This is a genomic window from Ruegeria sp. AL1, assembly GCF_056540905.1.
Map to the genome: position 1 here is coordinate 297,615 of NZ_JBQFXP010000005.1, position 12,853 is coordinate 310,467.

Consider the following 12,853-nt stretch of genomic DNA (forward strand, 5'->3'; position numbering starts at 1 on the left):
CCATGGGCGCGGCTCCGCTGTCAGAATATGCGGATTGCGACACAGCCCGTCTTCATGCCAGTTGCGTCGCGGTTCAAGGTCATGGCCTGTTGATCACCGGGCCGTCCGGTGCGGGCAAATCGGGTCTTGCCTTGCAGTTGATGGCGCTGGGCGCGCAGTTTGTGGCGGATGACCAAGTCGCGTTGAGCACTCAAAAGGGGCAACTCATCGCAAACGCGGTCCCCGCGATCAGCGGTTTGATCGAAGCGCGCGGGATCGGTCTGTTGCGCGCTCAATCGGTTGGGGCCGTTCACGTGTCTTACATTGTCGATCTGCAGGACGCGGCAGACAGCCGTTTACCTGAGCCGACCGAAATTCTGCTGCTGAGGCAAACTGTTCCCTTGCTTCGCGCGCGCGGCATCCCCAATTTGGCGGCAGCATTGATGCAACTTGCAAAAATGGGGCGGGTTGACCCGGAATGGCCGAGCACATGACCTCTCAGCGGCAGATTGTCCTGGTAACTGGCCCGTCAGGTGCGGGCCGCTCGACCGCGATCCACGTGCTGGAAGACCTGGGGTTCGAAGCAATCGACAATCTGCCCATGCGGTTGTTGTCCCGTCTGTTGGACGGCGCGGACCTCAAGCGTCCCATGGCATTGGGTATTGATGCCCGAAACCGAGATTTCTCGACGATCGGGTTCATCGAACTGGCTGCCAAGTTGGGACGCATGGAAAACGTGGACCTGACGACGCTTTATCTGGACTGCAGCGAAGATGTGCTGCTGCGGCGCTTTTCCGAAACGCGACGCCGCCACCCGGTTGCCATGGACGCAAGCCCCGAGACGGGGATTCAACAGGAAAAGGAGCTATTGGCTCCGATTCGCGAAATTGCGGATACTCTGATCGACACCAGCCCCTTGAATGTTCATCAACTGCGCGACGAGGTCGAGCGCTGGTTTGCTCCTCGGGACGGGAGGCATCTGGCCGTGTCCATCGAATCGTTTTCCTATAAACGCGGCCTGCCGCGCGGATTGGACATGGTGTTCGATTGCCGGTTTCTGGCCAATCCCTACTGGCGTCCGGAATTGCGCGCCGAAGACGGTCGCAACCCGGATGTTGCATCTTATGTTCAGGCGGATGCGAATTACGGTCCTTTCGTCGACCGGGTTAGTGATTTGCTGACCACGCTCTTGCCAGCTTTCCGGGCCGAGGGTAAAGCCCATCTATCCGTGGCCTTCGGATGCACGGGGGGGCAGCACCGTTCAGTCGCCGTGGCGGAAGCGGTTGCAAAGGCCCTTGCAGAAGGCGGCCAGCAGGTGTCAATTAGGCACCGCGAAATGGAACGACGAGCGTTGAATGTGAGGCCGGGTTGATCGGTATCGTGATCGTAGCACATGGCGGATTGGCGCAGGAGTATCTTGCCGCCACGCAGCATGTGGTCGGCAAACAGCCAGGCCTCGTGGCGATTGCAATCGAACCCGAACATGACCGCGAAGAAAAGCAGGCGGAGATCTGCCGCGCTGCCGATCACGTCGACACAGGCGACGGCGTCGTTGTGGTGACCGATCTGTTTGGCGGCAGCCCATCGAATCTCAGCCTGCGCGCCTGCGCGCCGCAGGATCGGCGAATCCTCTACGGTGCGAATCTGCCCTTGTTGATAAAACTGGCCAAAAGTCGCCACTTGCCGGTGGCCGAAGCGGTGCGTTTGGCCATGGAGGCCGGGCGCAAGTATATCAATGCGCAAAACGTGACATTTGAATAAATCCGGATTGACCTGAATGACCCTCAAAAGCTTGAAAATAATAAATGAAAAAGGCCTGCACGCCCGCGCTTCGGCCAAGCTGGTAGAGGTTGTGGAAGGCTTCGATGCGTCAGCCGAGGTTTCTCGTGATGGGCTTTCTGCATCGGGGGACAGTATCATGGGGCTTTTGATGTTGGCAGCGTCGCGTGGAACCACTATTGACGTCGAGACGTCCGGCCCGGATGCTGAGGCGTTGGCAGAGGCGCTGGAAACGCTGGTGAACGACAAGTTCGGAGAGGGCTTCTAGGGCATAACCCTGCCGCGACACCAAGAACGGGAAGACCAGGAATTGGCGGAAACGACGCACGATACCAAAACAGGACCGGTCGTGGACGGGACCGACGATCAGGGTGAAATCTACGACCGTAGAACTCTGACCTATGCAAATTCCTTTGACGACGCCTGGACATCGACGGCCATTCGCGCCATCGAATGGTGTACCGGCAAGCTGACCATTCTGCGTATGGTCAACAAGTTCGAAAAGAAGAACGAATACTACCGTGGTCAACGGTTCTGGGGCGGTGCTCTTGAGGTCATGGGCATCGATCTGACCACTCCGCAAAGCCAGATCGACCGTATTCCCCAAAAAGGCCCGGTCGTGGTCGTGGCCAACCATCCGCACGGGATGGTCGATGGGATGATCCTGGCTGAACTGATTGGCCGGAAACGGAACGATTATCGCATTCTGACCCGCTCGGTCCTGACCGGTCTGGATGAGGCCGCGACCTCGTTCATGATCCCTGTCCCGTTCCCGCATGACCCCGAGGCGCAGGCGAAAATGCTGGAAATGCGCGGCAAGGCGATGGAGCATCTGAAAAACGGCGGCGTGGTTGCCCTGTTCCCGTCCGGTGTCGTGATGTCTTCGGATGATTGGTTCGGTCCGGCCATTGAACGGGAATGGAATGTCTTTACCGCCAAGATGATCCGCCGTTCCGGTGCGCAGGTTGTCCCGATCTATTTCCCAGGCAGAAACTCGCGCGCCTATCAGATTGCGAACAAGCTTTCCGCAATTTTGCGGCAAGGCCTTTTGCTGCATGAGATCGTCCGCTCTTGCAATAAACCGCAATCACCGGTGATCGGCGACCCGATTTCCGATAAAGACATGCAGATGCTCGAACGTGATCCGCGCGGCTTCATGGCCTGGCTCAGAAAGCACACGCTGGCGCTCGGCCCAAAAAGCTGATCCGCGCCTTCATCTGGCTGGAAATATCCCGGGGGTGAGCCCGGATGAAATCCGGGGCGAGGGGGCTGGTCCCCTTTTTCAGCTACCGTGTCGGAACCGGAACTTCACCGCGATAATCATAAAATCCGCGCTGGGTTTTGCGCCCTAGCCACCCCGCTTCGACATATTTGGTCAACAGCGGACAGGGCCGGTACTTGGTGTCTGCCAGCCCGTCATGCAATACGTTCATAATGGCTAGACAGGTGTCCAGCCCGATAAAATCCGCCAATTCCAATGGCCCCATCGGATGATTGGCCCCCAACTTCATGGACTGATCAATCGACTGAACGCTACCGACACCTTCATACAGCGTGTAAACGGCCTCATTGATCATCGGCATCAGAATTCGATTTACGATAAAGGCTGGAAAATCCTCAGCACTGGCGGCGGTTTTTCCAAGACGATCCACAACCGCCTTGCACGCGCCAAATGTTTCTTCGTCCGTTGCAATGCCCCGGATCAGCTCGACAAGCTGCATCACCGGAACAGGGTTCATGAAATGGAACCCCATGAATCTCTCGGGCCGATCTGTTCGGCTGGCCAGACGTGTGATCGAAATCGACGATGTGTTCGAAGTCAGGATCGTATGAGGCAGCAGATGTGGCTGCAGATCCTCAAAGATCGCCTGTTTGACGGTTTCTCGCTCCGTGGCCGCTTCGATCACAAGATCGGTTTGACCCAGCTTCGGCAAGTCCAGCGTCGTCGTGATCCGGGCCAAAGCGGTTTGCATCGCTTCATCGCTGATTTTCCCGCGCGAGGCCTGCCGAGCCAGATTGCCTTCGATTGTCTTGATCGCGTCGTTCAAAGCGTCCTGACTGATATCATTCAGCAACACATCATAATCTGCCAGTGCCAGCACATGGGCAATACCGTTGCCCATCTGGCCTGCGCCAATCACTCCGACCGATTTGATATCCATGTTCAGCTGCCTCTGGTTCGCGGGATTGTTGCGACAGTATCGGCAGATCGGGTCGGGCGGCAAGAGGCGCGGTTCGGTCAAATTCGCTTCAAATGCGCACATTAGGAATTTCTCAAGACCTGCGGCGGCAACATGGCTATCGGGTGAAATATTTGGGTGAGCGTGATGAGCTATCAACCAGTTGTCGTGGATGGTCCTGCCAATCCGATGTGTCGATACGGCACGTCAAAACTTCAGTTCCGAGGCCCGGCGCGCAAATTAGACAGCGCGTATGTGGCCTGTCTGGGCGGAGAGGAGACATTCGGTCGATTCGTCGATCAGCCATTTCCATCCGTTCTTGAACGCAAACTGGACCGGAGATGCATCAACTTCGGCAGCCTGTTCTGCGGGGTTGAGGCACTGGCCAAGGATGATGGGGTGCTGGAGTTGGTCAACAGCGCCGAACTGGTGGTCCTGCAGTTGCCCGGGGTTTTAGGGCAATCCAATCGGTTCTATCGGGTGCATCCCCGCCGAAATGACCGGATTATCGAAGCCACGCAAGACCTCAGAACGCTTTTTCCTGAGATCGAATTTACCGATGTTCACTTCGTGCGGCACCTCATGACCCGTCTCAAACGGTTCCCGGATGCGCGCTTTGAAGTTGTCGCGGAAGAGTTGCGCCAAAGCTGGGCAAAAAACCTGATCGGGTTTCTGGGGCAAATCGCCCCTCCGGCCTTACTACTATGGCTCGAGATCGAAACCTGTTCGGGTGGCATCTGCTGTCATGATCCGGTTCAGGTGAACGCTGAAATGGTGAAAGCCCTGGACCTGACAGGCACGAAATCAGTTGTTTTGCGGGTGCGACGATCCGGTGACTCGGATGAGTTGGAGGACATGCTGTTTGGGACATTGCAGCAACCCATGGCCGAGCACATGATCGGGCCAGCTACCCACCGTCATATTGCCGAGGCATTGACCCGGGCTATGCTGCATCCGGAATAAAAAGGCCCGCCAATGGCGGGCCTTGCAAGATTTTTCGACGAAAAATCTCGGCCTTGGATCAGCCGAGTTTCTCGGTCAGTTCCGGCACTGCCTGGAACAGGTCGGCAACCAGTCCGAAATCGGCAACCTGAAAGATCGGGGCTTCTTCGTCCTTGTTGATCGCAACGATGACCTTCGAGTCCTTCATACCGGCCAAGTGCTGGATCGCGCCCGAGATGCCGACAGCGACATAAAGGTCCGGGGCAACAACCTTACCGGTCTGGCCCACCTGCCAGTCATTCGGGGCGTAGCCCGAGTCAACTGCGGCACGCGACGCGCCAACGGCAGCGCCCAGCTTGTCAGCCAGCGTTTCGATCAGTTTGAAGTCCTCTTCCGAGCCGACACCACGGCCACCCGAAACAACAACGCCAGCCGAGGTCAGTTCCGGACGATCGCTTTCGGCCACTTTGTCCTCGACCCATTCAGACAGGCCTTCGGAACCCGGAACCGAGACAGTTTCAACCGAGGCCGACCCTCCTTCGCCTGCTGCGTCAAAGCTGGCGGTACGAATGGTGACGACTTTCTTGGCGTCGTTCGATTTCACGGTCTGGATCGCATTGCCCGCATAGATCGGACGCTCGAAGGTCGAGCCGTCAACCACGCCGGACGCATCCGAGATCACCATCACGTCCAGAAGTGCTGCCACGCGTGGCATGACGTTCTTGGCGTCGGTAGTGGCGGGGGCAACGATATGCTCGTACCCGTCAGCCAGCGACACGATCAGCGCAGCCGTCGATTCTGCCAGGCGGTGACCCAGCGACGCATCTTCAGCCACCAGAACCTTGGAGACGCCGTCGATCTTGGCGGCGGCCTCACCGGCAGCGGCGGCCGAACCGCCTGCGGCCAGAACGGTCACATCGCCCAGAACTTTTGCAGCGTTGACAGCCTTGGCGGTGGCGTCCAGCGACAGCTCACCATTGTTGACTTCAGCCAGAAGAAGAACAGCCATTACACAGCCCCCGCTTCTTTGAGTTTCCCGACCAGCTCGTCGACCGAGCCCACGATGATCCCGGCAGCACGCGCCGGCGGCTCGTCGGTCTTGACGATTTCCAGACGCGGGGTGACGTCGACGCCGTAATCGGCGGCAGTTTTCTCGTCCAGCGGCTTTTTCTTCGCTTTCATGATGTTGGGCAGCGACGCATAGCGCGGCTCGTTCAGGCGCAAATCAACCGTCACGATGGTCGGCATCTTGACGCTGATGGTCTGCAGACCGCCGTCAACCTCGCGAGTGATCTTTGCGCTGTCGCCTTCGATGTCCAGTTCGGACGCGAAGGTGCCCTGCGACCAGCCCAGCAGAGCCGACAGCATCTGGCCGGTGGCGTTCATGTCGTTGTCGATCGCCTGCTTGCCCGCCAGAACGATGCCCGGCTGCTCTTCCTCGACCACTTTGGCCAGGATTTTCGCAACGGCCAGCGGCTCGATATCGGTATGGACGTCATCAGCTGCGACGACCAGAATGGCGCGGTCGGCGCCCATGGCCAGCGCGGTGCGCAGGGTTTCCTGCGCCTGCTTGACGCCGATCGAAACAGCAACCACTTCGTCAGCCTTGCCCGCTTCTTTCAGGCGGATCGCCTCTTCCACGGCAATCTCGTCGAACGGGTTCATCGACATTTTGACATTGGCGAGATCAACACCGCTGCCGTCCGCTTTGACGCGAACCTTCACGTTGTAGTCGATCACGCGCTTGACAGGCACAAGTACCTTCATTTTTGCGTATGCTCCTTACAAAAACGGCAAGCCGCGCCGCGACTCCACCAATGCTCTCGCTGGTTTAGATAGCGGGTCGTGATGCCCTGCAACAGAGCAAAATCGTCACGTCATGGTTTCGGGACGTCGCGTTTTGTCATTTTTTCGACAGGAAACGAAATTTTATTTCCGCCGGGCGCGCAGATCAGCGGTTCGCGCCGACCTTCGGTTCGGGGCTCCGCCCTTCCGATCGCCGCAACGTCCACCGGACGTTGCTCCGCTTTCAGCGGTTCGCGCCTGGAATCCACAGAACATCGTCACGCCCGTTATCGTTGGCACAGCGCGCAGCGACAAAGAACCAGTCGCTGAGACGGTTGAGGTATTTGACTGCCACCTCGTTCACCGGTTCCATGTTGGTCAGTTCCACCGCCAGACGCTCGGCCCGGCGCGAGACGGTGCGGCAGACATGCAGATGCGCTGCCAGACGCGAGCCGCCGGGCAGGATGAAACTGCGCAGAGGTTCCAGCGTTTCGTTCATGGCGTCGATCTCGGCCTCAAGCCGGTCGATCTGGGCAGGCACGATGCGCAAAGGGGTGTATTCCGCCTCGGCATCCTTATCCATGTCGGGGCGGCAGAAATCAGCGCCCAGATCGAACAGGTCGTTCTGGATGCGGGACAGGGCGGCCTCGACCTCGCCTTCGGCCTCGGTGCGGGCCACGCCGACGAACGAGTTCAGCTCGTCCACGGTGCCATAGGCTGCGACGCGACCCGCGTATTTGGCAACCCGTTCGCCATTGCCAAGCGCGGTTTTGCCATCATCTCCGGTGCGCGTGTAGATCTTGTTGAGAACGACCATCTATTGAACTCCCTGTCCGCGCAGATAGACGTAGAGCACGATCAGCACCACGGCAATGAACTGAAACAGGATGCGCAACCGCATCATCTTGTTGCTTTTCATCGCGGCGTCCTTGCCGGGTTTTCCGAAATTCGAGATGCCAATGACCAGCACAGCAACCACCGCCGCCATGGCCAGAAGCAATATGACCATCAACAGGTCCATGCGATCACCGTCCGTGTTTTGTCTCGTTGCCCCTCATCTAGCCCCGATGGCGGCAAAAGCGAACGGGTAATTTCGCCTCAGACGTCCGACAGGATGCGGTCGATCATGCGGGTCGGCAGGATGCGGCGCAGATAGGCGGCGATATAGGTGGGCGTGGTGACATAATAGCGGCTGCGGGGGCGGGCGGCTTCGACCGCATGGGCCAGCTTGGCAGTCACGGCCGAGGCGGGCAGTTCGAACCTGTCTGGTCCCGAGGATTCGTAGAGACGTTTTATCACCGTATCCTCATATCGCTGGCGCAGGACCGAGTTTTCCCAGTCGATAAAACGCTCGAAGACCGGAATTGCGTTTTCGCGGATTTTCGACGTGACCGGACCGGGTTCGATCAAAATGACCTTGATATCGGTGTCGCGCAACTCCAGCCGCAGCGTGTCCGACAGGCCCTCGATTGCGTATTTGGTTGCGACATACGCCCCGCGCCACGGATAGGCGACCAGGCCCAGAACCGAGGAATTCTGAACAATCCGCCCATGCCCTTGGGCACGCATGACGGGAATCACCTGTCTGGTCAGTTCGTGCCAGCCAAAGACATTGGTTTCAAAAATCTGGCGCAGGCCTTCCGTGGGAACATCTTCGACCGCGCCCGGCAGGCCATGGGCGCCGTTGTTGAAAAGGGCGTCCAATGTGCCACCGGTTGCCTCAAGGACTTCGGCCAGGCCCGATGTGATACTGTCGGCATCGGTGTAATCAATGCGCGGGCTGTCGAAACCCTGCGCCCGCAACCGGTCGCAGTCGCGTTGCTGTCGGCAGGACGCAAATACGCGCCATCCGCGCGCGCGCATTCCGTGTGCGGCGTCCAGCCCGATGCCGGACGAGCAGCCGGTGATCAATATGGTTTTCTGCATGGGTGTCCCGGGTGTGAGTCTGCGCCAAAGCTATGGCGCACATTCGGTCTGGACAATGACGGCACAAGGTCAGTTTGATGTTTTCCGAACAAGCGATGCAGAAATCCAACCAACCTGCCGCGCGGGTAACACGCGCAGGCGCAGCCAACCTGTGCCGGACTCGCTCAGCACCTCGACCTTTTGGCCGATGGTCGCTTTGCCGATGATTGGATAGATCGTTCCCGGGCCGTCGCGCATATTGACGCGGGTGCCCGATATCTCGCGAATGTCCTTTGGCAGTTCCTGCACGACCGGTATTTCGACGGCATCGCTCTGGACCTCTTGTGGGGCCTGCCTGATTCCGGCCAGCCCATCCTCCAGCGATGCCAGAGTGATATTCGCCCCTGGCGCTGCGAAAGTGGGGCGACCGGTCAAGAGGCCGGGTTCGCTTTCCTCAAAGACAACGATCTGGGGTGGAGGGGCTGCCGGTTCCACAGGTTTTGCCGGGGTGCGGGCGGCGACGTTGGTCACAAGCGCTTCTGCTTTTGCAGGCCGCACAGGTGCAGGCTCGGGCGCAGCCGCTGTGCGTTCCGGTTGATCGCTGCGCAGGCCGCGCGGCTCGAAATCCGGTCCTCCGCTCATGATGTAAAAACACCAGCCCAGTGCGGCAAAGGTAACAAGTATCAGGCGCGTCATGGCGCATCCCCCAAGGTCAATCGTAACAATAAAATCTGGCAGCAGTTCAATTGATGAAAGGCTAGCATATTTTTGGTCCCGAGTCGAAAAACCGGGGAAATCCGGGACTTGTCTCCCCCTGTTGCAAAAAGCGCGACTTGTCCCCAGCAAAATGCGTGTTGCTTGCTTTACCAAGCCGCGCTTGCGTCGTATCACATCATGTATGAACGACATGATCGACGACCCCAACATGGAGGCCCCTGACAACGGGGGCGAGGTAGCCGAACCGCTGCGCCGCGCGATTGGTGAACGCTATCTGACCTATGCGCTGTCCACCATCATGCACCGCGCCTTGCCCGATGCGCGCGATGGTCTGAAGCCGGTTCACAGGCGAATCCTCTATGCGATGCGTGAGCTGCGACTCAGTGCGACGGGGGGGTTCCGTAAGTCGGCGAAAATCTCCGGCGACGTGATGGGCAACTATCACCCGCATGGTGACGCCGCGATTTACGACGCAATGGCGCGTTTGGCGCAGGATTTTAACGTCCGTTATCCGCTGGTCGACGGGCAGGGGAATTTCGGCAATATCGACGGCGATAACCCGGCGGCCTCGCGATACACCGAGGCGCGGATGACCATCGTGGCCGAAGCGCTGCTTGAGGGTCTAAACGAAGACGCTGTCGATTTCCGCGACAACTACGACGGCACTCTGACTGAGCCGGTCGTGCTGCCCGCTCAGTTTCCGAACCTGCTGGCCAATGGTGCCAGTGGCATCGCCGTGGGCATGGCGACCAATATTCCGCCACATAACATTGCCGAGCTATGCGATGCCTGTCTGCATCTGATTAAAACGCCGGATGCGCGCGACGATACGCTACTGAACTATGTGCCCGGCCCGGATTTCCCGACCGGCGGAGTGATCGTAGAGCCGCCCGAGAACATTGCCCAAGCCTATCGCACCGGGCGCGGGTCCTTCCGTCTGCGCTGCAAGTTCGAGGTCGAGGATCTGGGCCGTGGCCAATGGCAGATAGTGGTCACCGAGATCCCCTATCAGGTTCAGAAATCCAAGCTGATCGAAAAGATCGCGGAACTGATCCAAACCAAGAAAATCCCGATCCTCGCCGATGTGCGCGACGAATCCGCCGATGACATCCGCCTGATCCTTGAGCCGCGTTCCAAGAACGTGGACCCAGAGGTGCTGATGGGCATGCTCTATCGCAACTCGGACCTTGAGGTGCGGTTCAGCCTGAACATGAACGTGCTGATCGACGGGGTGACGCCCAAGGTCTGCTCGATGAAGGAAGTGCTGCGCGCCTTCCTCGATCACCGGCAAGAGGTCCTGATCCGCCGCTCGCGTCACCGCATGGCGAAGATCGACCATCGGCTTGAGGTGTTGGAGGGCTTTATCGTCGCCTTCCTCAACCTCGATCGTGTGATCGACATCATCCGCTATGACGATGATCCCAAGGCCGCGCTGATGCGAGAGGATTGGGGCATCGACCACATCCGCGCGACCAGCGAGGCCGACTACGTCTCGCCCAAGCCGGGTGAGGGCGAACTGTCCGAGGTTCAGGTCGATGCTATCCTCAACATGCGCCTGCGGTCCTTGCGCCGTCTGGAAGAGTTGGAGCTGGTACGCGAGCGCGACGCGTTGATGGAGGAGCGTGCCAACCTCGAAGACCTGCTAGCCGATCCCGCTTTGCAATGGGCAAAAATCGCTGAGCAGTTGAAAGAGACCAAGAAGACCTTCGGCAAAGACTACGAAGGCGGCGCGCGCCGTACCCGGTTCGCCGAGGCCGGACAGGTCGAGGAAGTGCCGCTTGAGGCGATGATCGATCGGGAACCGATCACGGTGGTCTGCTCTCAGATGGGCTGGATTCGCGCCATGACCGGCCATATCGACCTGAAGCGTGAGCTGAAGTTCAAGGACGGCGACGGGCCACGGTTCATTTTCCATGCGGAAACAACGGATCGTCTGTTGGTCTTCGCCTCGAACGGTCGTTTTTATACGGTCAGCGCCGCCAACCTGCCCGGTGGGCGTGGTATGGGCGAACCGCTGCGTCTGATGGTCGATCTGCCGAACGAGGCGCAGATCATCGACATCCTGATCCATAAACCGGGGCGCAAGCTGCTTGTGGCCTCGGACGCGGGCAACGGATTCATGGTGCCCGAGGATGAGGTGCTGGCGCAGACCCGCAACGGCAAACAGGTGCTGAACGTCAAAGGCGATGAGACGGCGATGATCTGTAAGCCGGTTGAAGGCGACCACGTGGCTGTCGTCTCGCAAAACGGCAAGTTCCTTGTCTTCCCGACCGAGGAATTGCCCGAGATGACCCGCGGCAAGGGCGTGCGCCTGCAGAAGTACAATATGGCACGCGGGCGTCAGGGCACGTTGGAACTGGATGGCGGTCTGTCTGACGTGACCACGTTCAACTGGGAAGAGGGCCTTAAATGGTCGATGGGCGGCGACAAGACCCGGCATGAGGCCGATATGTCCCAGTGGCTGGCCAAGCGCGCAGGCGTGGGCAAGAAAGCCCCCTATGGCTTCCCGCGGGATTATAAGTTCTCGTGATCCAAGGGCGTGTTTGGTGAAATTCCGCCGATACGGCTTGGCACAACCCGTATCGGTGCGCTACATCGAAAGAAAACAGGCCTATCGAGACGAGAGACATGCTGCGTATTTTGACACTTATCACCGGGCTAGCCCTGATGGCCGCATGTACGCAGACGCAGGTTTACGAGGAGCCTGAATCGCTGGGTGAATTCAAGCTGCGGGTCAATTATGCCTTTGCGGACAAGGCGGTACAGGGCCCGGTCTCGCGAGATGCCACGCCGGACGAGTGGACGGCGGCAATCCAGAATGCGGTGGATATTCGTTTGGGCCGTTACGAGGGCGCACAGGATTATGACATCGGCATCAGCCTGGAAGGCTATATGCTGGCCCCCCCGGGCATCCCGGTGATCTACAATCCCAGAAGTACAGCGATTGTCCTGGTGAACGTCTATGACGTGAAAAAGAAGGAATTTCTGGCCAAGGGCAAACAGTTCCAAGTGTTGGAAGACACGACCGGCGGAAGTGCCTTTAAAGGCTCCGGGCATGAGCGCACCAAGGAAGAGCAGATGAGCGGGCTTGCCCTCAAGGTTGCGGACCGGGTCGAAGAATGGCTGGCCGAAGAACATCTGGACAACGGCTGGTTCGACAAGCGCCCCGACCTGATCCAGCCGCTCAACCCGGTTGAGGTCACGCAAAATCCGGCATGAGGGCGCTTTTCCCTCAGGATGTGCTTGATTTTCCCCCCTGAACCAAATATCTCGCGCGCGCAGATGTAACCACGGGACCAAGGGTCCCCCAAATTGCAAAAAGGGCGCCTGAGGAATGGCAAAGGAAAAGTTTGAGCGTAATAAGCCGCACGTCAACATCGGTACGATTGGCCACGTTGACCACGGCAAGACCACGCTGACCGCAGCAATCACCAAGTATTTTGGTGACTTCAAAGCGTATGACCAGATTGACGGTGCGCCGGAAGAGAAAGCGCGCGGCATCACCATCTCGACCGCCCACGTGGAATACGAGACCGACAACCGCCACTACGCGCACGTCGACTGCC

The 12,853-nt window shown here is 58.8% G+C and carries 16 protein-coding genes; 9 read left to right on the plus strand and 7 right to left on the minus strand.

Translation table 11 applies throughout. The annotated features are described in order from the left end of the window. Positions 1 to 2: 2 nt before the first annotated feature. From ACRZ9X_RS10705 to ACRZ9X_RS10725, 5 genes are read left to right on the plus strand one after another with little or no spacing between them, the layout of a single operon-like run. A complete protein-coding gene (locus tag ACRZ9X_RS10705; RefSeq protein ID WP_480518592.1) occupies positions 3 to 473 on the plus strand; it encodes an HPr kinase/phosphorylase in 471 nt (156 codons plus the stop codon). Continuing rightward, positions 458 to 1,351 (plus strand): RNase adapter RapZ, encoded by an 894-nt coding sequence (rapZ, locus tag ACRZ9X_RS10710; RefSeq protein ID WP_480518595.1) that lies wholly within the window; start codon positions 458 to 460, stop codon positions 1,349 to 1,351. The genes ACRZ9X_RS10705 and rapZ overlap by 16 nt, the downstream gene beginning before the upstream one ends. Beyond that, entirely contained in the window at positions 1,348 to 1,740 is a 393-nt protein-coding gene (locus ACRZ9X_RS10715) for a PTS sugar transporter subunit IIA (protein WP_480518596.1), read from the plus strand. Before rapZ ends, ACRZ9X_RS10715 begins: the two co-directional genes overlap by 4 nt. A gap of 16 nt (positions 1,741 to 1,756) precedes the next feature. Beyond that, positions 1,757 to 2,026, plus strand: coding sequence for an HPr family phosphocarrier protein (locus tag ACRZ9X_RS10720; protein WP_480518599.1), 270 nt, complete (start codon positions 1,757 to 1,759; stop codon positions 2,024 to 2,026). A 42-nt stretch (positions 2,027 to 2,068) separates the two neighbouring features. Then, on the plus strand, positions 2,069 to 2,962 hold the full coding sequence (locus tag ACRZ9X_RS10725) for a lysophospholipid acyltransferase family protein (protein WP_480518601.1): 894 nt from the start codon (positions 2,069 to 2,071) through the stop codon (positions 2,960 to 2,962). A gap of 82 nt (positions 2,963 to 3,044) precedes the next feature. Here ACRZ9X_RS10725 and ACRZ9X_RS10730 read toward each other — a convergent pair whose 3' ends face one another. After that, positions 3,045 to 3,920 (minus strand): 3-hydroxybutyryl-CoA dehydrogenase, encoded by an 876-nt coding sequence (locus ACRZ9X_RS10730; protein WP_480518603.1) that lies wholly within the window; start codon positions 3,918 to 3,920, stop codon positions 3,045 to 3,047. 165 nt (positions 3,921 to 4,085) lie between these two features. Between ACRZ9X_RS10730 and ACRZ9X_RS10735 the strand changes: the two genes are divergently transcribed. Then, on the plus strand, positions 4,086 to 4,901 hold the full coding sequence (locus ACRZ9X_RS10735) for a DUF6473 family protein (protein ID WP_480518605.1): 816 nt from the start codon (positions 4,086 to 4,088) through the stop codon (positions 4,899 to 4,901). Between the two features lie 58 nt (positions 4,902 to 4,959). Here ACRZ9X_RS10735 and ACRZ9X_RS10740 read toward each other — a convergent pair whose 3' ends face one another. From ACRZ9X_RS10740 to ACRZ9X_RS10765, 6 genes are all read right to left on the minus strand, one after another. Further along, positions 4,960 to 5,889, minus strand: coding sequence for an electron transfer flavoprotein subunit alpha/FixB family protein (locus ACRZ9X_RS10740; RefSeq protein ID WP_480518607.1), 930 nt, complete (start codon positions 5,887 to 5,889; stop codon positions 4,960 to 4,962). Then, entirely contained in the window at positions 5,889 to 6,647 is a 759-nt protein-coding gene (locus tag ACRZ9X_RS10745) for an electron transfer flavoprotein subunit beta/FixA family protein (protein WP_480518609.1), read from the minus strand. Before ACRZ9X_RS10745 ends, ACRZ9X_RS10740 begins: the two co-directional genes overlap by 1 nt. Positions 6,648 to 6,909: 262 nt before the next feature. After that, positions 6,910 to 7,482: a cob(I)yrinic acid a,c-diamide adenosyltransferase gene (locus tag ACRZ9X_RS10750; protein ID WP_480518611.1), complete on the minus strand. Its 573-nt coding sequence runs from the start codon at positions 7,480 to 7,482 to the stop codon at positions 6,910 to 6,912. Further along, positions 7,483 to 7,686, minus strand: coding sequence for a twin transmembrane helix small protein (locus tag ACRZ9X_RS10755; protein WP_480518613.1), 204 nt, complete (start codon positions 7,684 to 7,686; stop codon positions 7,483 to 7,485). It abuts the gene before it with no gap. A 77-nt stretch (positions 7,687 to 7,763) separates the two neighbouring features. Next, the gene (locus tag ACRZ9X_RS10760; RefSeq protein ID WP_480518615.1) at positions 7,764 to 8,591 is read right to left on the minus strand and encodes an SDR family NAD(P)-dependent oxidoreductase; all 828 of its coding nucleotides are present in this window, start codon (positions 8,589 to 8,591) and stop codon (positions 7,764 to 7,766) included. 69 nt (positions 8,592 to 8,660) lie between these two features. After that, positions 8,661 to 9,266 (minus strand): SH3 domain-containing protein, encoded by a 606-nt coding sequence (locus ACRZ9X_RS10765; RefSeq protein ID WP_480518617.1) that lies wholly within the window; start codon positions 9,264 to 9,266, stop codon positions 8,661 to 8,663. A gap of 202 nt (positions 9,267 to 9,468) precedes the next feature. Here ACRZ9X_RS10765 and ACRZ9X_RS10770 point away from each other — a divergent pair, with 202 nt between their 5' ends. From ACRZ9X_RS10770 to ACRZ9X_RS10780, 3 genes are all read left to right on the plus strand, one after another. Continuing rightward, positions 9,469 to 11,817: a DNA topoisomerase IV subunit A gene (locus ACRZ9X_RS10770; RefSeq protein ID WP_480518619.1), complete on the plus strand. Its 2,349-nt coding sequence runs from the start codon at positions 9,469 to 9,471 to the stop codon at positions 11,815 to 11,817. 98 nt (positions 11,818 to 11,915) lie between these two features. Then, positions 11,916 to 12,506 (plus strand): hypothetical protein, encoded by a 591-nt coding sequence (locus ACRZ9X_RS10775; RefSeq protein WP_480518621.1) that lies wholly within the window; start codon positions 11,916 to 11,918, stop codon positions 12,504 to 12,506. 115 nt (positions 12,507 to 12,621) lie between these two features. Further along, positions 12,622 to 12,853: GTP-binding protein (locus ACRZ9X_RS10780; RefSeq protein ID WP_480518623.1), on the plus strand; the 232-nt coding region annotated here is incomplete at its 3' end.